Below are 20,601 nucleotides of genomic sequence, written 5' to 3'. Positions count from 1 at the left end.
AACAACAGAAAATGAAACATAGGTTATCTTGGCATCTGCTGCAATATGCGGCAAGTAAAGCTATGTTGTTTGTGTAAAATAAAATCTGTTATACCTTACTATTTAACAGATTAAACATGTATATTTAAACGGAATCATTAAATAAGGCTGAATAATGGTGTCAAAAGAAACAGATGAAGATTTTCTGTTTTTAGCAGAAGACGAACCGGAGCCAGCACAGGAGCACACACTGGGCGAGTGGCACTTGTTGATTGTTGATGATGATGAAGAGATCCATACAGTGACCAAGCTGGCCCTGAGTGATCTTACTGTTTTAGGTAAGCAACTGAAATTTCATCATGCATACTCTGGTAAAGAGGCAATTGCTTTTTTAACCCGACACCCTGAGGTAGCACTGGTGCTGCTTGATGTGGTGATGGAGTCGGATGACGCCGGTCTTAAGGTTGTGAAACAAATCCGTGACGAGCTTGGCATGGATGAAATCCGTATTGTGCTACGCACAGGACAGCCGGGCTACGCGCCTGAAGAAAGCGTTATAAAAGAATATGATATAAACGATTACAAAACCAAGACAGAACTGACCCGCAGCAAACTGGTTACGTCGATTATTTCTTCTCTGCGTTCTTATCAGCAGATCCGTACCATTAATCAGAACCGTCTGGGTTTGCAAAAAATTATCAATGCCGGGGCAAATCTGCTGGAGCAGCACTCGTTACATGAGTTCTCTGAAGGTGTTGTTACACAGATCTCATCATTAATTGGCTTACATGCTGAAGGGGTGCTGTGTGCCCAGATAGAAGATGACGGCAGCGCCAGCGAAACCATATACGTGTTAGGCGCAGCCGGTAATTACGCTCCCTACATTAAGTGTCAGCTTGACAGGCTGGGCAACCCACGTATTGTGCAGCAAATTACCAACTGTTTACGCACCCATGAACACATTTTTACCGATCGGGAAACGGTGTTGTATTTGGGCAATGAGATCCACAGCGCTGCGGTATATATTGAAACTAACCGGCCAATAGAGAATTTTGATCGCCAACTGATAGAGGTGTTTTTAAGTAATATTTCTATTGGCTATGAAAACGTTACGCTATTTCAGCAGCTTAAGCATGCTGCTTATATAGATCCGCTTACCAAAACACCGAACCGCAACGAGTTTATTCAGATTTTGCAAGATACCCGCCGTTATGAAGCAGAGCATAATGTTGCGGTGTTAATTGATATCGACCACTTTTCTGATGTCAACGACGGCTTAGGCCAGGATGTTGGCAATGAGTTACTGATCGCAGTGACATTTAGATTAATTGAAAAATTTGGTCTTTATGCCCAGCTTGGCCGCATTGGTGCTGACGTGTTTGGCCTGGTGGGGCCTGACACAGAACTGACGCCTGAGCGTTTACAGGCGGTGTTTGACGAGCCGTTTAAAGCGTCAGAGCATTCACTGCAAATCAGTGCCACCTTTGGCTTTTGCCACTTAACCGATACTGCCGAACAGGGGCTGACGATCCTTAAGCATGTATACATTGCGCTGAATAAAGCCAAAAAACACCTCGGTCAGAACTTCCAGTATTATCAGGCAGAAATGGAAGATGAAATGGCTGAGCGGTTGGCACTGTTGCGTATGTTACGCCAGGATTTTGCCAACGATAAATTGCAGCTGTGGTATCAGCCTCAGGTTTCTTTAACCACAAAACAGGTTGTGGGTATGGAAGCGTTATTACGTTGGCCGCAGCCAAATGGGCAATTTATTTCGCCTGCCGTGTTTATTCCGCTGGCAGAGTATTCCGGCTTAATTGTAGAGATAGGTTTCTGGGTAATGGAGCAGGCGTGCCTGCAAATCAAACAGCTGCAAAAACAAGGTTATACCGATTTACGTATTGCCGTTAATGTGTCGATGCCACAGTTCAGAAGCCATGGTTTTGTGCAATCGGTTATTGACTGTGTCAGTGCCCAGCAGATCGACCCGCAACTGCTTGAGCTGGAAATTACTGAGTCGGTGGTAATGGACGAGCCTAAGATCGTGATCGACGCACTGCAGAAACTGAAAAACTTCGGTATCAAGGTAGCGATAGATGACTTTGGTATTGGCTTTTCATCACTGAATTACCTGCAGCAACTGCCGCTGGACCGGATAAAAGTAGATCGTGCTTTTATTCGTGATATTGATAAACCGGCCGGCGAAGTCATAGCTGAAACCATTATTAATCTGGGCAAAAGACTAAATCTGGCGACTATTGCTGAAGGCGTGGAAACTCAGGCACAGGAGCAGGCCATTGTTGCCATGGGCTGTGATGAAGTGCAGGGTTTTATGTATGCCAAGCCGATGCCGCCAGCAGAGTTACTGACTTTTTTGCAACAGCAAAAGAGCTGACAACTAACCACAAGCCGGAATATGCCGGGCTTGTGGTCCGGCCGTTTTTACACTCTGAATAATTTGGTAATACTTTCCAGATTTTGCGCCAGTGAAGCCAGCTCACTGCTGGCTTTCGCAATATGACCAGCACTTTCTGAGCTGTGCTCAGTGTTCTTGAAAATTGCATCGACATGGCCAACGATATCGCTGGCCATTTTTTGTTGATCATCAGTGGCTTCTGCAATTTGCTGGTTCATTAGACGTATTTGCGCAATGCTCTTAGTGATTAGTTGCAGGGCGTCACCGGCTTTATTGGCGGATTGCACACTATGGTCTGCCTGCGTGGTGCTTTGCTGCATTTTCTGTACTGCCAGCCGGGCGGCCGTTTGCAGTTGTTCTATGGTGCGCTGAATTTCTTCAGTCGATTTTTGCGTGCGCGATGCCAGCGTGCGAACTTCATCAGCCACTACGGCAAAACCACGGCCTTGTTCACCAGCGCGTGCGGCTTCAATAGCGGCATTCAGTGCCAGCAGGTTGGTTTGTTCTGCAATACCTTTAATCACACTTAGCACTGTGCCTACCTGATTGGCATCTTTCTCCAGTTGCAGAATAACATCAGAGGCGTCCTGCACATTGCCCGCTAATAGCTGAATATTCTGCACCGTTGCAATAACGGTTTGCTGGCCCTGACCTGCAGCGTCGCTGGACTGATTGGCGGCAGCTGCCGCCTCGTTAGCACTGCTCACTTCTGCCACTACGCTGGCACTCATGTCATCCACTGCATGTTTGGCCTGGTTAGCCGCTTTACGCTGCTGGGCAATGGTTTTATTAGTGTCGTCGGTTAGCTCGTGTAAGTCTTTAGCCAGGGCCGACAGTGGCACGGCAGTATTAACAATATCCTTTACTACGTGCTGCAGCTTTTGCATAAAGGTGTTAAACCAGTACGCTAGGTCGCCCAGCTCGTCTTTGCTATTGGTATTAATGCGGGCGGTTAAGTCGCCGTTTTCTTTGGCCAGATCCTGTAACGAGTTAATCATGTTACCCAAGCTGCTTTGAATGCCCCGTGCAACCGGAAACGCAGTGCCAAACAGCACCAGCGTAGTGATCACGCCCATAATAATACCCACAGTGATAAGGGTACCTGCCTGTTCACTGGCGTCGTCAATCGTTGAGGTAAACTCCTGCAACCGCATATCACGGAACTGGCTTAGCAGCAGGGCGGTCGTGTCGTAATCGGCATTCATTTTTTCTGAACGCTGGGGCAGGGTACTGAAATCGGCAGTGTTGTTAATCATTTCCTGCGACACTTTGTAAGCCACTTGATAATACGCGTCGTAGCTTTGCTGGATATTACTGACATCATTGGCATAGTCACGGTTTAGCTGGGAAATGTTACTTAAATCTTGTGTCAGCTGGCGGCTGAAAGCTGCAGCACCGGCCAGAGCTTCTTCATCGCCTGTCGTCACGGCACTGGCCAGCGAGTCTTTTATCCGTTCCAGCAGCACCAGCGAGCTTTGTGCCGATTGCAATACCGGGAACTGTACATCACGGGTTTGCTCCAGCGTTTTAACGTTGTTCAGCGCCGTATTGCTGGCAAGAATCAGGTAAATGATAAAACTCAGGGTGCCGATGAAGGGTATCAGGTAGATTTTCTTTGATATAGACAGGCGTCGTAACACATCCATACTGCTGGCCTCTGTAAATTTGTTAGTTATTATTAGAATAGATTCAGGCGCAGTATAGTGCTTTATTTAAGCAAATGCTTGTGGTTATGTCTGCTGGGTACACGCCATGAAAAAGCCCGGACAATGCCGGGCTTTGTTACAAAAGGCAGATAGTTATTTCTTAGCCCGTTCAAATGAGGTAACAATTTCAGCTTTGGCAGCAGCAGCATCGCCCCAGCCATTTACTTTAACCCATTTACCGGCTTCTAATTCTTTGTAACGCTCGAAGAAGTGCTGAATTTGCTTTTTCAGCAGCTCGTCCACGTCGTTGATGTCCTTAATATGGTCGTACAACTTGGTCAGCTTGCTTACCGGTACGGCGATAACTTTCGCATCTTCGCCTGCTTCGTCTGACATAAACAGCACACCTACCGGGCGGCATTTAATCACAGCGCCTGGTACCAGTGGGTAAGGTGTTGGTACCAATACGTCTACCGGATCACCATCCAGTGATAAAGTTTGGTTTACAAAGCCGTAGTTGCACGGGTAAAACATCGGTGTAGACATAAAACGGTCTACCCAAACGGTACCGGTATCTTTGTCTACTTCGTACTTGATAGGATCGGCATTGGCCGGAATTTCAATAATAACGTTAATTTCTTCTGGCAGGTTCTTACCTGCTGCAACATCGCTTAAGCTCATGGCCTGGTCCTTAAATGATAAAAGCTTGGTTAAAAGTGGCGCTTATTATAGCGCCGGCAATAAAAATGGCTATCGCTGATGATAGGCAATGCAGCTTTCTACTTCGTGCTTTGAGCCAAGTATCACCGCAACGCGCTGGTGAATATCAGTGGGCACTATGTCCATAATGCGCTCATAACCGGTAGAGCTTACACCACCGGCTTGTTCTACCAGAAAACTCATCGGGTTGGCTTCATACATTAGTCGCAGTTTATCCGGCTTAGTAGCATCTTTAGTGTCGCGCGGGTAAGCAAAAATACCGCCGCGGCATAATACGCGGTGTACATCACCCACCATAGCGGCTATCCAGCGCATATTGTAGTTTTTACCGCGCGGGCCTTCTTTGCCTTTAAGTAGATCAGCAATATAGGCTTGCATGGCCGGTTGCCAGTAGCGCTGGTTCGACATATTCACCGCAAATTCGGCGGTGTATTTCGGAATGGCGGCTTGCTCTTCAGTAAGCAAAAAGCCGCCATAAGTTTTATCCAGTGTATATATCCGCGTACCTTTGCCGGTGGTTAACGCCAGCATGGTAGACGGGCCATACAGCACATAACCTGCTGCCACCTGCGCCGTGCCAGGCTGTAAAAACTGACTGGCATCATCGGCAGCTTTATCGGCTTGCGCTGGCAAAATAGAGAAAATGGTGCCGATTAAGCTATTGATATCAGTGTTAGATGAGCCATCCAGTGGGTCAAACGTCACCAGATATTTGCCGTTTGGGTTGCCGGCAACGGTGTCATCTTCCTCTTCTGAGCTGATGGCTTTAACAACGCCGGTTTCCAGAATCACTTCTTTTAGCAATTCATTGGCAATAATATCGAGTTTTTTCTGTGTTTCCCCTTGAATATTCTCACCCAGGGTAGAACCTAATACCCCAGCCAGTTCGCCCTGACTGACACGAAAAGAGATTTCCCGGCAGGCTGCCAGTATGGTTTTAATCAGTGAAATCAGGTCGCTGTCGACTCCGTCCTGTTGCAATACTGGCGAGATGCGGCGCATGCTGGTGGTTCCTTCTCAGTAATTATTTTTGCTAATGCGGTAGAGGCCAGCGTATTTTAAAGAATTTCTACGCAAATTGCAGTTGTTACTGCAGCAATGTTCGCATTTGCTACAATGGCTGCGGCTAATTTTCAGGATAACTTATGCATATTCATATTCTCGGTATTTGTGGCACCTTTATGGGCGGTATTGCCGCTATTGCCAAAGCAATGGGCCACAAAGTGACCGGCGCTGATGCCAATGTCTACCCGCCAATGAGTACCCAGCTGGAGCAACTGGGCATTGAATTAACCCAGGGCTGGGATCCGGCACAGCTGGAGCCTGCGCCGGATATGGTGATTATCGGTAATGCCTTATCACGTGGTAACCCGGCGGTAGAGTATGTATTAAATACTAATTTACGCTACACCTCAGGCCCGCAATGGCTGGCAGAGCAGGTATTATTTGATCGCTGGGTGCTGGCTGTGTCTGGTACCCATGGCAAAACCACCACCAGCACTATGCTGGCCTGGATTTTAGAATGCGCCGGTTTAAAACCGGGCTTTTTAATTGGTGGAATCCCACAGAATTTTGATTGCTCGGCCCGGCTTGGCGAGTCGCCGTTTTTTGTTATTGAAGCCGATGAATACGACACCGCCTTTTTTGATAAACGCTCTAAGTTTGTGCATTACCGGCCGCGCACTGTAGTTATTAATAACCTGGAATATGATCACGCCGATATTTTCCCTGATTTAGCCGCCATTCAGCGCCAGTTTCACCATTTGCTGCGCATGGTGCCAGCCAATGGTTTGGTGTTGTCGCCGGAAGATACACCGGCAGTAAAACAAACGCTGGATATGGGGTGCTGGAGTGAGCGGCAGAGCTACGGCACTGACTGGCGCGCCGAACTAATTAGCACTGATGGCAGCCATTTTGCTTTGTACTATCAGGACAAACAACTTGGTGAGCTGAACTGGCAACTCAGTGGCCAGCATAATGTCGATAACGCAGTGATGGCTATTGCTGCAGCGCGTCATGCCGGTGTGCCGGTTGACGTAGCGCTGGAAGCATTAACGCGCTTTATTGCGCCGAAACGGCGGATGGAGCTAAAAGCTGATGTGGCCGGTATTAAGGTATATGACGATTTTGCCCATCATCCTACTGCTATCAGCACCACCTTGCAGGGTATCCGTAATAAAGTAGGCCAAAACCGGGTACTGGCCGTATTGGAGCCTCGCTCTAATACTATGCGTATGGGTGTGCATCAGGCGGCACTGCCACTGTCGCTGGCACTGGCCGATCTGGTGTTTTTGTATGAACCGGCCAACGCCAACTGGTCGCTGGATGCCTTAACCCGCGCGCTGACGCCCAAAGCAACATTAACGCAAGACATTGACGCTTTAGTGAGCTTGTTATGTGAGCAGGCAGAGCAAGGCGACAGTATTGTCATTATGAGCAACGGCGGTTTTGGCGGCATTCACGATAAGCTGATTAGTGCGCTAAGACGCAAATGGGAACACTAATGTGGAAATACAAATGACAACTGCAAAAGAGATCACGCTGGCTTTTAGCGGTGCCTCGGGCGCACCTTATGGTTGGCGTTTACTTGAGTTATTGCTGGCCCAGGGTATTAAAGTGCATTTGCTGGTATCAAGCGCGGCACGGGTAGTATTTGCCACCGAACACGATGTCAAACTGCCGGCCGCACCGGACAAATGTACGCAGATGCTGCTGGAACATTTTGCTTGTGATGCCGGCTTGCTTAAAGTGTACGGCAAAGATGACTGGTTTTCACCGGTAGCATCCGGCTCGGCTGCACCGCGGCAAATGGTGATTTGCCCTTGCTCAACCGGTACCGTATCAGCGATTGCTACCGGTGCCAGTGATAACCTGATCGAGCGCGCTGCGGATGTAGTGATCAAAGAAGGCGGCCAGTTGATCTTAGTGCCACGCGAAAGCCCGCTTAGTGCCATTCATCTGGAAAACTTACTTAAGCTGGCGCGTGTGGGCGTGACTATTATGCCGGCAGCACCGGGTTTTTATCATCAGCCGAAACAGATCAGCGATTTAGTCGATTTTATGGTGGCGCGCATTTTAGACCACCTTAAGCTGCCGCATCAGTTACTTAACCGCTGGGGTTACAGTGGTGATGCCGCAAAAGCAGGAGAATAGCATTGAGTTTAGCGTTAGATATCAAAGGTCTGCATAAAGTATATAAAAGCGGTACTGTGGCATTAAGCGGTATCGATTTACAGGTAAACCAAGGCGATTTTTTTGCATTGTTAGGCCCGAACGGCGCAGGCAAAAGTACCACTATTGGTATTATCAGTTCATTGGTAAATAAGTCGCAAGGCAGCATCAAAGTATTTGATTACGATATTGATACTCAGCTCGAGGCAGCAAAAAGCCAGCTTGGTTTAGTGCCGCAGGAATTTAACTTTAACCAGTTTGAAACCGTATTGCAGATAGTGGTGAATCAGGCCGGTTATTACGGTGTACCAAAAAAGCTGGCACTTGAACGTGCTGAAAAATACCTCGGTCAGCTGGGCTTGTGGGAAAAACGTACTGCCCGTGCCCGCGAATTATCCGGCGGCATGAAACGGCGTTTAATGATAGCCCGCGCGTTAATGCACGAGCCAAAACTGCTGATCCTGGATGAGCCGACAGCGGGTGTTGATATCGAACTGCGCCGCTCAATGTGGGAGTTCTTACGCAAAATTAACCAGCAGGGCGTTACTATTATTTTAACCACCCATTACCTCGAAGAGGCCGAAAGCCTGTGTCGCAATATCGCCATTATCGACAAAGGGCTGATTATTGAAAATACCAGCATGAAGACGCTGTTAGCCAAGCTGACCCGTGAGACCTTTGTGCTCGATCTCGCGACACAGCCTGCTGCACTTAAACTGGAAGGTGTTAACTGGCGCACGCTGGACGGTAACAGTATTGAAGTCGACGTAGAGAAAGCACAGGGCTTAAACACCATTTTTGCCCAGCTTAGTGCCCAGGATATTAAGGTGTTATCCATGCGTAATAAAGCCAACCGGCTGGAAGAATTGTTTGTGTCGCTGGTAGAGAATGGCCGTGGAGGTGCGAAATGAGCAACTCTAATTATCTGGTAGCGTTAAAAAGTATTTGGGATAAAGAAACCAATCGCTTTTTGCGCATTTGGGTGCAAACCCTGGTACCGCCGGCCATTACCATGACGTTGTATTTTGTTATCTTCGGCAGTTTAATCGGTTCGCGCATTGGCGATATGGGCGGTTTTACCTACATGGAGTTTATTGTACCCGGCCTGATTATGATGTCGGTGATCACTAACTCTTACGCCAATGTGGCGTCGTCATTTTTCAGTGCCAAGTTTCAGCGTAACGTGGAAGAGCTGCTGGTAGCGCCGGTGCCCAATTACATTATTGTGCTGGGTTTTGTTGGTGGCGGTATGGCGCGTGGCATGCTGGTAGGGCTGATCGTCACTATTTTGTCGCTGTTTTTCGTTACAATTCAAATTCATAACCTGGCGGTAATTATCGTTACCGTTACGCTAACGTCGATGCTGTTTTCTCTGGGCGGCCTGATTAACGCCGTGTATGCGAAAACCTTTGACGATATCAGCATTATTCCTACCTTTGTGCTTACGCCACTTACCTATTTGGGCGGTGTGTTTTACTCATTAACCTTGCTGCCTGGCTTCTGGCAGCATGTGGCGGCGTTAAATCCGGTGGTGTATATGGTTAATGCGTTTCGTTATGGCTTTTTGGGCGTAACCGACGTTAGCCTGTGGCTGGCGCTAGCGGTGGTGGTGGGCTTTATTGTCGTGTTGTTTAGCTATGCCATGTACCTGATTAACCGCGGCATTGGCCTGCGAAGCTAACAACCTTAACGGATCGGTTTGCCCACGCCAACGCGCCGTAAACCCGGTCCCTGGGGGCTCGACTCAGGCATCCATGCCTTCAACGGTTGGCTTAGGGCAAACCAATCCTTCTACCATGTTTGCGGCTATTTTTTTGCAGACATTTTTCGGCGCTTGCAGTAAAGTGAGCGCCATTTTCCGGCTGTTTTAGTAACCGCTGAAACCGTATGCAGAGTAGCAAGCGCATGACAGAATCCAGTAAACGCCAGGCAACCGCTTCTGAAGAAGCTTTATGGCGCATCTTTACGGTGCCGGAAGCGCCAGACTCAACGCTGAGTATTATTGAGCAAAACCTGTCACAGAACCTGGCTGGCTTTTTGCGCGAAAGTATCGTGGCGGTAGAAAAACCGCTGTGGCAAATTGAGCGCGATTTTCAAACCCATCAAATCCCGCAAATGCCGAACTTTGTCTCGGATTACGCCGAAAGCCTGATGCAAAAGCTGGTGGCGCATTCGGTACACACCGCAGCGCCCAGTTTTATCGGCCATATGACGTCAGCACTGCCGTATTTTGTCTTATCGCTGTCCAAAATGATGGTGGGGCTGAACCAGAACCTGGTAAAAATTGAAACCTCTAAAGCCTTTACTCCGATGGAGCGCCAGGTGCTGGGTATGATGCATCATCTGGTGTACGGCGAGGGTGATGGCTTTTATAAAAAGTGGATGCACAGTGCCAACCATTCGCTGGGGGCGTTTTGCTCTGGCGGTACTATCGCCAATATTACTGCGCTGTGGATAGCGCGTAACCGCCTGCTAAAAGCTGACGGCGACTTTAAAGGTATCGCCCGTGAAGGCTTGTATAAGGCGATGAAGCATTACGGCTATGATGGCCTGGCAATCCTGGTGTCTGAGCGCGGCCATTACTCATTGGGTAAAGCGGCCGATGTACTGGGTATAGGCCGTGAGTCACTGATCGCGGTTAAAACCGACGCGAACAATAAAATTGATACTGCCTTGCTGGCCGAAAAAATGGCCGAGCTTAGCGCCGCTAATATCCGCGTACTGGCTATAGTTGGCGTGGCCGGTACTACCGAAACCGGTAATGTTGATCCGTTACACCAGCTGGCCGATTTAGCCGAGCAATATCAGTGTCACTTCCATGTCGATGCCGCCTGGGGCGGTGCGACTTTGCTGTCAGAAAAATACCGCTACTTACTGAACGGCATAGAACGGGCAGATTCCGTTACCATAGATGCGCACAAACAAATGTATGTACCTATGGGGGCCGGTATGGTGGTGTTTAAACACCCCTCTGCTGCGCATGCCATTGAGCACCACGCTGAATATATCCTGCGTAAAGGCTCAAAAGATTTAGGCAGCCAGACGCTCGAAGGCTCGCGCCCCGGCATGGCAATGCTGGTGCATGCCTGTTTGCAGGTAATCGGCCGCGATGGCTACGAGATACTGATAAACCGCAGCCTGGAAAAAGCGCGTTATTTTGCTACCTTAATTTCGCATAATATTGATTTTGAACTGATCACCGAGCCCGAGCTGTGTTTGCTCACCTACCGCTATGTACCGGCGCAGGTGCAAAAAGCCATGGCTAACGCCTCCCCGGAGCAACTGCAGCGCTTTAACGAGCTGCTAAACGGCCTGACAAAGTTTATTCAGAAGCGCCAGCGCGAAGAGGGGAAGTCTTTTGTATCACGTACCCGCTTAACCCCGGCGCGTTATCAGCGCCAGGAAACTATAGTATTCCGCGTGGTATTGGCTAACCCGCTAACCACTGAGCAAATTCTGCATGATGTTCTGGTTGAGCAGGATCAGCTGGCGCAACTGGATAAAGAGTTTTATCCCAAGCTGCTGCAACTTGCCAAAGAGCTGGCTGCCTGACATTCGGGTTTGTTCTAAGCGGCATGACAGGCTATTATCAGGCATTACCTTTAGGCAACGGACTGATTTTATGCGTTATGCTTGGCTTTTACTCCCTTTGTTACTCAGCGTTACTGGTTGTCAGAGCGCTTATTATTCTGCGATGGAAAAAGTGGGCGTGCACAAGCGCGATATTCTGGTCGACCGCGTAGAAGAAGCGCAGGAGTCGCAACAGGATGCACAAAAGCAGTTTAAATCAGCTCTGGAGCAGTTTAGCGACCTGATTAAATTTGATGGCGGCGATTTACAGCGGATGTATGTAGCGACTGACAGTGAGTATCAGGCCTGCAGTGCAGCGGCTGAGGATGTCAGTCAGCGGATCAACAGTATTGAAGCGGTAGCAGAGGCTTTGTTTGATGAATGGCAAGACGAGCTGGATCAGTATACTAACGCCAGGTTAAAGCAAGATAGTAAAAAAAAGCTGGCAGATACCAGACGCCAGTACAGCAGCCTGCTAAAAACCATGCGCCGGGCCGAGCAAAGTATGCAGCCTGTATTGGCATCGCTCAGAGACAATTCATTGTATTTAAAACATAATCTGAACGCGAAAGCTATTGGCGCTTTACAGGGTGAGTTTAATACTGTGCAAAAAGACATTAACCGCCTGATTGATGACATGAATAACGCCATTACACAGTCAGAGCAGTTTGTTGCAGCGTTAAAGCAGTAATATATTAAACAGTAATCGATAGGGGAAAGTTATGGCAGGTCAGGGTTCAGGTGGCAATGTTGTTGCTGCACTATGTAACGTGTTTATTCCGGGCTTAGGCCAGTTAGTACAGGGCCGTATATTTGCTGCAATTATCTTTTTTCTGGTGTGTGTAGCGGGCTATGCTTTATGGTTTTTAGTGATACCAGGCATTATCGCGGTTATTGCCCATCTTTGGGCCATTATCGATGCGGCAAAATTCAGATCCGGCTTTTAGCTGAACGGGTGGCTTGCCACCCGTACTTTTAAAACAACTCTTGTTAGGGCAACGCTTTAAGGCAATTCTGCATTGGCAGATAACGCTGCACTAAGTTCTTCCTGAGCTGCTAATTCAGCCTCAGACAGCATCGCTGTTTGTGGTTGATCCTGCTGATTTACCTTATTCAGAAATTCATTTGCCAGTACCAGATTGGCGCTTAGTAATAACAGGGCAGTAATAAGGACTTTTTTCATTTTCCGTCTCCGGCTTTTCTTGCAATCTTGTTATAGCAATTGCAGATGCCGTGCCAAAAATAAAAATATTATTATTTACAATAGCTTATTCTTATATGGTGCGGTGTTTTGCGCGCCAGCTTGCTTCAGCTGTCGCAAATAGCAGTCACTTGACACCGTAATGAGTTTTTATCTTTACAAATCATATGCATAGCCTGTTGCTGATTAGCGACACGCTGAAATTAATAGGCGTCGGTATCAATACTTAAGTAGCAGTGAGAGTGTAAAATACAGTGCCAGCACGCTAAGTAAGCCTGCCGTGCCATAACACAACAGCTTAGTAGCACTGGAGTAACCGCACTTTAGATCATGCAAACCATGGTGAATACGATGTGCCGCATGAAACAGCGGTAAGCAAATTACCGCGCCGGTAAAAGCCAGCCCGGTTAAACCGTAGCCGCTTTGCAATAATGACAGTAGCTGAGCGTATTGCAGAACGGACGAATTAAGCAGCCCCAGCGGCCACAAGATCCCCAGTGCCAGTATTAACCCCGGCAGAAATACCGCAAAGCACACGCCACCGGCGCTAAACAGGCTCCACCAAACCGGCTCATCTGAACGTTTTGGGCTGCTCATAGCCAGCCACCAAACAGCAGTAGTACGCCAGCGGCGACCAGCAACGTTGCCAGCCATTGGCCACTGATCATCAACCAGGCTGGTGCCAGCGGCATTACCCGTGGGAACAAGGCAAAAAAGGTTTTGGCATGAAACAAGCTGGCCGCAAAAGCCAGCAGATTCAGTGCTATTACCCAGCCTTGTTGCATAAACGTCTGAAAACTCTGCCAGTGCGCGGCGTCTTGTGTCAGGCAATACAGGCCATACAGTAAACAGCCGATAAAAAACAGCAGCGGCAGCACTGTAGCCTCGCGCAGCATATACAGCCGGTAATAGTTATGTTTAAGCCACCAGCTGCGGCTAAGTTTGGATTGATAAGGTTTACGTGCAGAAACGGGTGTGTTCATCGCCGTGCTCCTTAAGGTTTAAACATGCTGATAATAAAATCTTTCGCTGACTCCACCTTGGCCTGATTCACTGCTGCCGCGGGGTCGAGCTGTTTGGGGCAAACATCTGAGCAAAAGCCAACGAAGGTGCAGCCCCAGGCGCCGTTTTTACCGTTTAACTGTGGCATGCGCGCGGCTTTGCCGTTGTCGCGGCTATCGAGGTTGTAGCGCTGTGCCAGCGTAATAGCCGCCGGACCCAAAAACTCCGGGTTTAAGCCAAATTGCGGGCAGGCCGAATAGCACAGGCCGCAATTAATGCAGTTAGAAAATTGCTGATACTTTGCCAATTGCGCCGGCGTTTGCTTATGCATCGCTGTGCCGCTGTAGTCGTTAATCAGATAGGGTTTTATAGCCGATAAATGCGCCAGAAACTGTGTCATATCAACAATCAGATCTTTCTCCACCGCAAAGTGCGCCAGTGGTTCAATCACGATTTCGCTATGATAATCGCGTAAAAAGGTTTTGCATCCCAGTTTGGGTATGCCGTTAACCATAACCCCGCACGAGCCGCAAATGGCCATCCGGCATGACCAGCGCAAACCCAGCGTTACGTCCAGCTTTTGCTGCACGTACAATAGCGCATCCAACATCGATGTGGTGTGATCGCCAGGTACAGTAAAACGCTGCAGCCGCGGTTCGTTGTCGTGCTCCGGATCATAGCGTTGGATCAACAGTTGATATTCAGTCATGGCTGCGTTCCTGGTGTGCTATCAGCACTATCCTCTGCAGTAGCATTATTTACCCCATAGCTGCGCTGTGCCGGTGGCAGGCTGCTGATCTGCACGGCTTGCCAGCTAAGATGGGGTAAACTGTTCGCCTTGTAATACAGCTGCGAATGGCAGAGAAATTCGCCGTCGTTGCGCACTGTCATGCCGCTGTCGAGCCGCTGATGCGCACCGCGTGACTCGGTACGGGCCATGGCAGCGCTGCAAATAGCCAGCGCCACATCCAGGCCAAAGCCCAGTTCCAGATACTGCAGCAGCTCAGAGTTAAACACCTTACTGCGGTCAGTAACTTTAAGCTGCTGATATCGCTGTTGTAGCGCCTGTAATTGTTGCTGACAGTGCAGCAGGCTTTCGCCTGTGCGGTAAATGCCACAGCCTTGCTCCATTGTCAGTGTCATATCGTGGCGCAGCTGTGCCACGGAATCAGTGGTATTAGTACCAAAACGGCGGTTAAGCCAGCGCTGTGACATTTCGCTTTGTACACTCAGTGCTCTGCTGTCAGCTGCCGGGCATTGGCTGGCATATTGCGCAGCCTGCTCACCGGCGACACGGCCAAATACCAACAGTTCAGATAAGGAATTTGACCCCAGCCGGTTTGCGCCATGCAAGCCGACCGAGGCGCATTCGCCCACGGCATATAAACCCGGCAGTGTGGTTTGGCAGTTAATGTCGGTAGCAATGCCGCCCATGGTGTAATGCACCGCCGGGCGGATTGGAATGGCCGCCAACGCCGGATCAATATTGACATAGGCTTTGGCCAGCTCACAGATAAATGGCAGCCGCTGTTGTAAATGCGCACGGCTTAAGTGGCGTAAGTCCAGATACACCACCGCATGGCCGTTATAGTCGCCGCAGCGGCCGGCTTGTTGTTCATGCCAGAATGCCTGCGATAGTTTATCGCGCGGGCCCAGCTCCATTTGTTTATTTTGCGGCTGGCCTAATGCAGTTTCCGGGCCTAAGCCATAGTCTTGTAAATAGCGTTTGCCGTGTTTATTCAGTAGTACCGCACCTTCGCCGCGGCAGGCCTCGGTAATTAAAATACCGGAACCCGGTAAACCGGTGGGGTGATATTGCACAAACTCCATATCGCGCAGCGCCACGCCGTGGCGGTAGGCCAGTGCCATACCATCACCGGTAACAATGCCACCATTGGTATTGTAATGAAACACCCGGCCGGCACCGCCGGTGGCCAAAATGACACTTTTAGCCTGAATTTGCACCAGCTCGCCGCTGTTCAGCGCCAGTGCTAATACACCTACTACCTGCTCGCCTGCACGCAGCAGATCCAACATAAAATATTCATCCAGCCGCTTAATGGCCGGGTATTTCAGGCTGGTTTGAAATAAGGTATGCAAAATATGAAAGCCGGTTTTGTCGGCGGCAAACCAGGTGCGTTCGGTTTTCATGCCACCAAAACGGCGTACGGCAACGTTGCCATCTTGCTGGCGGCTCCAGGGGCAGCCCCAGTGTTCCAGTTGTACCAGCTCGCGATAGGCCTGCTTAACAAAGAACTCCACCACCGGCTGGTCGGCCAGCCAGTCACCGCCGCTAACGGTATCGTGAAAATGCGCTGCTGCACTGTCGCTACTTAAGGTTACCGCCGCCGCGCCCCCTTCGGCGGCTACTGTGTGCGAACGCATTGGGTATACTTTTGACAGCAACGTAATACTTAACTGCGGTGCTGCTTCAGCAGCGGCAATGGCGGCGCGTAAACCGGCGCCACCGCCACCGACGACAATAATGTCTGTTTGCAGTATTTGCATTAAAGTGCCTTATGGCCAATACCGGCCCAAATCAGTCCTGCCAGTAACAGCAGCGGATAAAGGTGGCACAGCAGTGCATTCAGGCCCAGGTAGGGCGTGAGTTGTTTGGGTTTATCGGCATAGCGGAACAGGCCTGGCAGCAACTTTATCAGCAGTGGCAGGCTAAGTAGTGCTAACAGACACTGCCGGGGCAAAATGCCGCCAGCCACCGCGGCTAACAACACCAGGTAACTTAGTAACAGCAGCAGGGTGTAAACGCTGGCACTGCGTCGCCGGCCGATAACGATAGGTAAGTGGCGCCGGCCAACGCGACGGTCTGCATCGGCATCCGGAAACTGGTTCAGCAGCAACAAATTACTCACCAGTAGCAGCATAATAACCGCCAGCACCCAAGCCGCGGCACTGACGCTGCCGGCCAATACCCAGTAGCTGCCCAGTATCATAAAAACGCCAAAACCGATGCCGGGTGCCAGCAGGCACAGCAGTGGCCAACGGTTAACATACTGGGTGTACGTATAAATAAGTACTACGCCCGGAATGCCAAGCATTAAGGGCCGCCAGTTTAATTGATAGCTGAGGTACAGGCCGCCGCCAATGGTTAGCAGCAGGCTGACAATTGCCAATGTTAAAGCAGCGGTGCTGGCCATTGGATAGCGGACAAGGGTACCGCTGCCGCCGCTGAACGGCGTACGCTCGGTGAGAAAATCCAGCCCCGATTTAAAATCGAAGTACTCATTGAAGGCATTAACACTAAGGTGAGCGCATAGCCCTACGGCTGTTACCAGCGCAAGTGTAGCGTAGTGTAAAACAAATCCGGCTTGCCAGCTTGCTCCGGCTGCCAGAGCAATACATACCAGGGTAAGACTGAGAAAGTTTATCCGCGCAACGCCGCAAAGTTGTTTCAGCAAAAAAGTATCCTTTAACCATCTTTGCTACAGAGTATAGCTATCAATGCGGTTATAGCTTGATCCAGAACATCTTTTCTGTCTTGATGTTGTAAACTGAGAAGAAATTAGCGTGCCGGCTGTGTAGCTGGCCAGGCTGTTAATCTAATGAACCGTGAGAGACCAATACAACCATGACACAAGGTACTATTATCCTGAACGTATTGTTGAGCAGCATAGGCATGGCGTTAAACACTTTGCTGACGTGGCCATTATGACGCCGGATATCGCCCTGGTATTATTGATACTGCTGGCAGCCCTGGTGTTGTTTGTTACCGGCTGGCTGCGAATGGATGTGGTCGCTTTATTGGTGTTATGTACTTTGGCTTTATTGGGCCTGGTGTCGCCGGCAGAGGCTATAAGCGGGTTTAGCAACCCGGCGGTGGTTACCGTCTGGGCCATGTTTATTATGAGTGAAGGTTTAACCCGCGTTGGTATTGCCGACGGTATCGGACGGCAGGTTATTCGCTTATCCGGTAGCAGTGAAACCAGGATGATCATCGTTATTGTGCTGATTTCCGGGGCGTTATCAGCTTTTATGAGTAATATAGGTGTGGTGGCGTTATTGCTGCCGGTGACGGTAGAAGCCGCCAGACGCTGCGGTATATCACCGGCCAAAGTGTTGATGCCAATGGCCTTTGGCGCCATGCTCGGTGGTTTAATAACTCTAATTGGTACACCGCCCAATTTACTGGTGCATATTGCGCTGGAAGAAAGCGGCCACAGCGGCTTTAAATTATTTGATTTCGCCTTAATCGGTTTACCGGTTTTATTGGCCGGAACCTTGTTTGTCGCCTTTATTGGCCGTCATTTGTTACCGGATACCGATCCCGGCCGCGCTGGCCTGGGGGGCAGTAAGAACCTCAGTGATCAGTACAGCCTGCAGGAGCGGATTTTTGCGCTGCGTTTACCTGATGATTCTTTACTGGCCGGACGCACGCTGGAAGAGTCTGGCTTAATTAATACCGCCGGTCTAATCGTTATTGCCCTGACCCGCGGCAGTGAAACCTTTACCCTGCCATCGCGCCATACTGCTCTTCAGGGCGGCGATATTGTACTGGCACAGGGTAAATTCAGCCGCTTTGAACGGCTGCGTAGCTGGAACTCGTTAACCATTGAACGCGAAGCACCAATGCTGCATGAAAAATTGCTGGCAGCCAGTGGTTTGGCAGAGCTGGAAGTGGCGCCTGACAGCGCCTTGGTTGGCGAAGTATTGCAGCATCACCGCTTTCGGGAACACTACCAGGTTAATGTGCTGGCGGTAAAACGTGCAGGCCAGACTTTACGTACGCGGCTGGCCGATTTGTCTCTGGCCGGCGGTGATAAAATTCTGGTGCAGGGCAGCAAAAATGCGCTGGACGCCATGCAAAAACAAGCAGCGTTCAGCACAGTACAATTGCTTAGCCCTGATGCTGTGATCCAGCACTATAAACTGGAAGAGCGCTTATTTGTGCTGGGTTTACCGGAGGACAGCCCGCTGGTTGACAGCACCTTTGCTGATAACCGCCTGGGGGACGCCTTTGATTTTCGTCTGCTGGGGTTGTTCCGTCAGGGTGAGATTATTCAGCAGTTTCACTCCGACGATAAGCTGCAAGCCGGCGACCTGCTGCTGATCCAAGGGCGGGAGGAAGATCTGGATATTCTGCGCGGCTTTAAACAGCTTGAGCGGCTGGACGATATGTCGCCTTACCTGGATTTATTGGCGAAAGGTAAACTGGAACTGGTAGAAGCCACTTTGCATCCGCGCAGTAAATACATCGGCAAGAGTGTGAATGCTTTGCAACTTGATAAACGTTACAAAGTTGAAGTGGCGGCCATTTGGCGCGAAGGCCGTGCGTATCGCTCGGCGCTGGGCAGTATGTTGTTGCAGGCGGGAGACGCGCTGTTAATTGTAGGGCCACGCCCGCGACTGGCAATGCTGACCGAAAGTGAGCATCTGATAGTAATGAACCCGGTACAGGTAAAACCGGTTAATGCCCGCAAGGCGCCATTGGCTGCCGGCTTAATGCTGTTGATGATAGCCCTGACGGTGGTCGGTGTATTACCGGTTTATCTGGCGGCTATTCTGGCGGCGACGTTAATGGTTGCCAGCCGCTGTTTAAGCATGGAGCAGGCTTATGCTGCTATTGACTGGCGGTCTATTTTTCTGATTGCTGGCATGTTGCCGCTCGGGGCGGCAATGCAACACTCCGGTACTGCCGCCTGGCTGGCTGAAGCGGTACTGGCAGGGGCCGGCCAATTTGGCCCGCTGGCGGTGATGGCGGGGTTGTATCTGGTTACCGCACTGGGCACCTTGGTAGTGCCAACTGTGGCACTGGTGCTGATTATGGCGCCGATTGGTTTAATGCTCAGCAATGCGCTGGGGGTGAATGGCCAAAGTGCGATGATGATAGTAGCGGTAGCGGCTACCAGCCTGGCCAGCCCGGTATCACATGCGGCCAATACGCTGGTAATGGGGCCCGGTGGCTATCGCTTTGTCGATTATTTAAAAGTGGGTGGGCCGCTTAGTTTATTGTTGTTTGTAATAACCATGGCGTTGTTACCGCTGTTTTGGCCGTTAAATCCGGCTTAAACAGCGGCCTGGTAACAGCCGGTAACTCAGACTTCCAGGTTATCAATCAGCCGGGTAGTGCCCAGCCAGGCGGCGGCCAGAATCACTTTAGCTTGCTCTGCGTCGGTGGCCAGCGTCAGATCGGTTTGGTCAGAGATATCAATATAATCCGGCGTAAAGCCTGCGTCACTAAGCTGCTGTTTAGTTTGCAGCTCTAAGCTGCGGTAATCATGATTACCGGCCAGGATTTGTGCGCGCAGTTGTTGCAACAGCTGATACAGCTGTGGCGCTGTTGCTAATTGCTCTGGCGTTAAATAGCCGTTACGTGAGCTCAGGGCCAGGCCATTGGCGGCACGCTCTGTCGCTACACCGAAAATCTCAATCGGTAAGGATAAATCGCTCACCATCTGGCGGATAATCGCCAGTTGCTGATAATCCTTCTGGCCAAAGCAGGCAATATCCGGCTGCACCAGATTAAACAGCTTACAAACAATAGTCGACACACCACGGAAATGGCCGGCGCGGCTGGCACCGCAGTGCAAATCGCCAAGCAGCGGCACTTCAACAAAGGTTTGCACGTCCAGGCCGCGCGGGTACATCATATCCGGCGTAGGGGTAAATACTGCATCGGCGCCATGCGCGGTTAGCCCGGCACAATCCGCTTCCAGTGTACGCGGGTAACTGTCGAGATCTTCATTTTTGCCAAACTGCATCGGGTTAACAAATATGCTGACAATCACCCGATCGGCGCGGCTTTTGGCAACATCAACCAGTTTTAAGTGGCCGTTATGCAGGTTGCCCATGGTAGGCACAAAAGCGATACGCTCGCCATTTTGCCGCCAGGTACTGATTTGTGCCCGCAGCGCAGCAATAGAGTTGAGTATTTTCATCTG

19 protein-coding genes are annotated in these 20,601 nt (G+C 50.0%); 9 read left to right on the top strand and 10 right to left on the bottom strand.

Annotation, left to right across the window (positions count from 1 at the left end; genetic code table 11):
* Positions 1 to 154 precede the first annotated feature (154 nt).
* The gene (locus AR688_RS09915; RefSeq protein ID WP_068232763.1) at positions 155 to 2,374 is read left to right on the top strand and encodes a two-component system response regulator; all 2,220 of its coding nucleotides are present in this window, start codon (positions 155 to 157) and stop codon (positions 2,372 to 2,374) included.
* A 47-nt stretch (positions 2,375 to 2,421) separates the two neighbouring features.
* On the opposite strand, the gene AR688_RS09910 is transcribed toward AR688_RS09915, so the two are convergent.
* From AR688_RS09910 to AR688_RS09900, 3 genes are all read right to left on the bottom strand, one after another.
* The gene (locus AR688_RS09910; RefSeq protein ID WP_068232762.1) at positions 2,422 to 4,041 is read right to left on the bottom strand and encodes a methyl-accepting chemotaxis protein; all 1,620 of its coding nucleotides are present in this window, start codon (positions 4,039 to 4,041) and stop codon (positions 2,422 to 2,424) included.
* 153 nt (positions 4,042 to 4,194) lie between these two features.
* Entirely contained in the window at positions 4,195 to 4,722 is a 528-nt protein-coding gene (ppa, locus tag AR688_RS09905) for an inorganic diphosphatase (protein ID WP_068232757.1), read from the bottom strand.
* A 69-nt stretch (positions 4,723 to 4,791) separates the two neighbouring features.
* The gene (locus AR688_RS09900; RefSeq protein WP_068232755.1) at positions 4,792 to 5,763 is read right to left on the bottom strand and encodes a class 1 fructose-bisphosphatase; all 972 of its coding nucleotides are present in this window, start codon (positions 5,761 to 5,763) and stop codon (positions 4,792 to 4,794) included.
* 143 nt (positions 5,764 to 5,906) lie between these two features.
* Between AR688_RS09900 and mpl the strand changes: the two genes are divergently transcribed.
* The 7 genes from mpl (at position 5,907) to AR688_RS09865 (ending at position 12,449) form a co-directional block, all read left to right on the top strand.
* Positions 5,907 to 7,265 carry a UDP-N-acetylmuramate:L-alanyl-gamma-D-glutamyl-meso-diaminopimelate ligase gene (gene mpl, locus AR688_RS09895; protein ID WP_068232753.1) on the top strand — a complete coding sequence of 453 codons (1,359 nt, stop codon included), beginning with the start codon at positions 5,907 to 5,909 and terminating at the stop codon, positions 7,263 to 7,265.
* A 13-nt stretch (positions 7,266 to 7,278) separates the two neighbouring features.
* Positions 7,279 to 7,914 carry a flavin prenyltransferase UbiX gene (locus AR688_RS09890; RefSeq protein WP_068232752.1) on the top strand — a complete coding sequence of 212 codons (636 nt, stop codon included), beginning with the start codon at positions 7,279 to 7,281 and terminating at the stop codon, positions 7,912 to 7,914.
* A 2-nt stretch (positions 7,915 to 7,916) separates the two neighbouring features.
* A complete protein-coding gene (locus AR688_RS09885; RefSeq protein ID WP_068232749.1) occupies positions 7,917 to 8,843 on the top strand; it encodes an ABC transporter ATP-binding protein in 927 nt (308 codons plus the stop codon).
* A complete protein-coding gene (locus tag AR688_RS09880; RefSeq protein ID WP_068232746.1) occupies positions 8,840 to 9,613 on the top strand; it encodes an ABC transporter permease in 774 nt (257 codons plus the stop codon). Before AR688_RS09885 ends, AR688_RS09880 begins: the two co-directional genes overlap by 4 nt.
* 224 nt (positions 9,614 to 9,837) lie before the next feature.
* Positions 9,838 to 11,484 carry a pyridoxal-dependent aspartate 1-decarboxylase PanP gene (gene panP, locus AR688_RS09875; RefSeq protein ID WP_068232743.1) on the top strand — a complete coding sequence of 549 codons (1,647 nt, stop codon included), beginning with the start codon at positions 9,838 to 9,840 and terminating at the stop codon, positions 11,482 to 11,484.
* 70 nt (positions 11,485 to 11,554) lie between these two features.
* A complete protein-coding gene (locus AR688_RS09870) occupies positions 11,555 to 12,193 on the top strand; it encodes a DUF2959 domain-containing protein (RefSeq protein WP_068232740.1) in 639 nt (212 codons plus the stop codon).
* A gap of 31 nt (positions 12,194 to 12,224) precedes the next feature.
* Complete coding sequence (locus tag AR688_RS09865) at positions 12,225 to 12,449, top strand: hypothetical protein (RefSeq protein ID WP_068232739.1); 225 nt, start codon at positions 12,225 to 12,227, stop codon at positions 12,447 to 12,449.
* Between the two features lie 56 nt (positions 12,450 to 12,505).
* On the opposite strand, the gene AR688_RS09860 is transcribed toward AR688_RS09865, so the two are convergent.
* The 6 genes from AR688_RS09860 to AR688_RS09835 form a co-directional block, all read right to left on the bottom strand.
* Positions 12,506 to 12,685, bottom strand: coding sequence for a hypothetical protein (locus AR688_RS09860; protein ID WP_068232733.1), 180 nt, complete (start codon positions 12,683 to 12,685; stop codon positions 12,506 to 12,508).
* 237 nt (positions 12,686 to 12,922) lie between these two features.
* Positions 12,923 to 13,300, bottom strand: a complete 378-nt coding sequence (gene frdD, locus AR688_RS09855; protein WP_068232730.1) for a fumarate reductase subunit FrdD — start codon at positions 13,298 to 13,300, stop codon at positions 12,923 to 12,925.
* Entirely contained in the window at positions 13,297 to 13,686 is a 390-nt protein-coding gene (locus AR688_RS09850; protein WP_068232727.1) for a fumarate reductase, read from the bottom strand. Before AR688_RS09850 ends, frdD begins: the two co-directional genes overlap by 4 nt.
* Before the next feature lie 11 nt (positions 13,687 to 13,697).
* Positions 13,698 to 14,414 carry a succinate dehydrogenase/fumarate reductase iron-sulfur subunit gene (locus AR688_RS09845; protein ID WP_068232726.1) on the bottom strand — a complete coding sequence of 239 codons (717 nt, stop codon included), beginning with the start codon at positions 14,412 to 14,414 and terminating at the stop codon, positions 13,698 to 13,700.
* Positions 14,411 to 16,213, bottom strand: coding sequence for a fumarate reductase (quinol) flavoprotein subunit (gene frdA, locus AR688_RS09840; RefSeq protein ID WP_068232724.1), 1,803 nt, complete (start codon positions 16,211 to 16,213; stop codon positions 14,411 to 14,413). The genes AR688_RS09845 and frdA overlap by 4 nt, the downstream gene beginning before the upstream one ends.
* Positions 16,213 to 17,121, bottom strand: coding sequence for a prenyltransferase (locus tag AR688_RS09835; RefSeq protein WP_068232723.1), 909 nt, complete (start codon positions 17,119 to 17,121; stop codon positions 16,213 to 16,215). The genes frdA and AR688_RS09835 overlap by 1 nt, the downstream gene beginning before the upstream one ends.
* A 151-nt stretch (positions 17,122 to 17,272) precedes the next feature.
* On the opposite strand from AR688_RS09835, the gene AR688_RS09830 reads away from it, so the two are divergent.
* The gene (locus AR688_RS09830) at positions 17,273 to 19,729 is read left to right on the top strand and encodes an SLC13 family permease (protein WP_231732030.1); all 2,457 of its coding nucleotides are present in this window, start codon (positions 17,273 to 17,275) and stop codon (positions 19,727 to 19,729) included.
* Positions 19,730 to 19,755: 26 nt separating this feature from the next.
* Here the strand turns inward: AR688_RS09830 and panC are convergent, their stop codons facing one another.
* The gene (gene panC, locus AR688_RS09825) at positions 19,756 to 20,598 is read right to left on the bottom strand and encodes a pantoate--beta-alanine ligase (protein ID WP_068232722.1); all 843 of its coding nucleotides are present in this window, start codon (positions 20,596 to 20,598) and stop codon (positions 19,756 to 19,758) included.
* Positions 20,599 to 20,601: the final 3 nt, after the last annotated feature.

The sequence above is a fragment of the Rheinheimera sp. EpRS3 genome (genome assembly GCF_001513785.1).
In the GTDB taxonomy this organism is placed as follows: Bacteria; Pseudomonadota; Gammaproteobacteria; order Enterobacterales; family Alteromonadaceae; genus Alishewanella.
This window is presented reverse-complemented; position numbering and strand designations above follow the sequence as displayed.

Bases quoted from the DNA above. Each gene is read 5' to 3' on its own strand.
- AR688_RS09850 (WP_068232727.1), bottom strand. From the start codon at position 13,686: ATGAACACACCCGTTTCTGCACGTAAACCTTATCAATCCAAACTTAGC.
- frdD (WP_068232730.1), bottom strand. From the start codon at position 13,300: ATGAGCAGCCCAAAACGTTCAGATGAGCCGGTTTGGTGGAGCCTGTTT.
- AR688_RS09910 (WP_068232762.1), bottom strand. From the start codon at position 4,041: ATGGATGTGTTACGACGCCTGTCTATATCAAAGAAAATCTACCTGATA.
- AR688_RS09865 (WP_068232739.1), top strand. From the start codon at position 12,225: ATGGCAGGTCAGGGTTCAGGTGGCAATGTTGTTGCTGCACTATGTAAC.
- AR688_RS09860 (WP_068232733.1), bottom strand. From the start codon at position 12,685: ATGAAAAAAGTCCTTATTACTGCCCTGTTATTACTAAGCGCCAATCTG.
- AR688_RS09890 (WP_068232752.1), top strand. From the start codon at position 7,279: ATGACAACTGCAAAAGAGATCACGCTGGCTTTTAGCGGTGCCTCGGGC.
- panP (WP_068232743.1), top strand. From the start codon at position 9,838: ATGACAGAATCCAGTAAACGCCAGGCAACCGCTTCTGAAGAAGCTTTA.
- AR688_RS09900 (WP_068232755.1), bottom strand. From the start codon at position 5,763: ATGCGCCGCATCTCGCCAGTATTGCAACAGGACGGAGTCGACAGCGAC.
- frdA (WP_068232724.1), bottom strand. From the start codon at position 16,213: ATGCAAATACTGCAAACAGACATTATTGTCGTCGGTGGCGGTGGCGCC.
- AR688_RS09915 (WP_068232763.1), top strand. From the start codon at position 155: ATGGTGTCAAAAGAAACAGATGAAGATTTTCTGTTTTTAGCAGAAGAC.
- AR688_RS09880 (WP_068232746.1), top strand. From the start codon at position 8,840: ATGAGCAACTCTAATTATCTGGTAGCGTTAAAAAGTATTTGGGATAAA.
- panC (WP_068232722.1), bottom strand. From the start codon at position 20,598: ATGAAAATACTCAACTCTATTGCTGCGCTGCGGGCACAAATCAGTACC.
- ppa (WP_068232757.1), bottom strand. From the start codon at position 4,722: ATGAGCTTAAGCGATGTTGCAGCAGGTAAGAACCTGCCAGAAGAAATT.
- AR688_RS09870 (WP_068232740.1), top strand. From the start codon at position 11,555: ATGCGTTATGCTTGGCTTTTACTCCCTTTGTTACTCAGCGTTACTGGT.
- AR688_RS09845 (WP_068232726.1), bottom strand. From the start codon at position 14,414: ATGACTGAATATCAACTGTTGATCCAACGCTATGATCCGGAGCACGAC.
- mpl (WP_068232753.1), top strand. From the start codon at position 5,907: ATGCATATTCATATTCTCGGTATTTGTGGCACCTTTATGGGCGGTATT.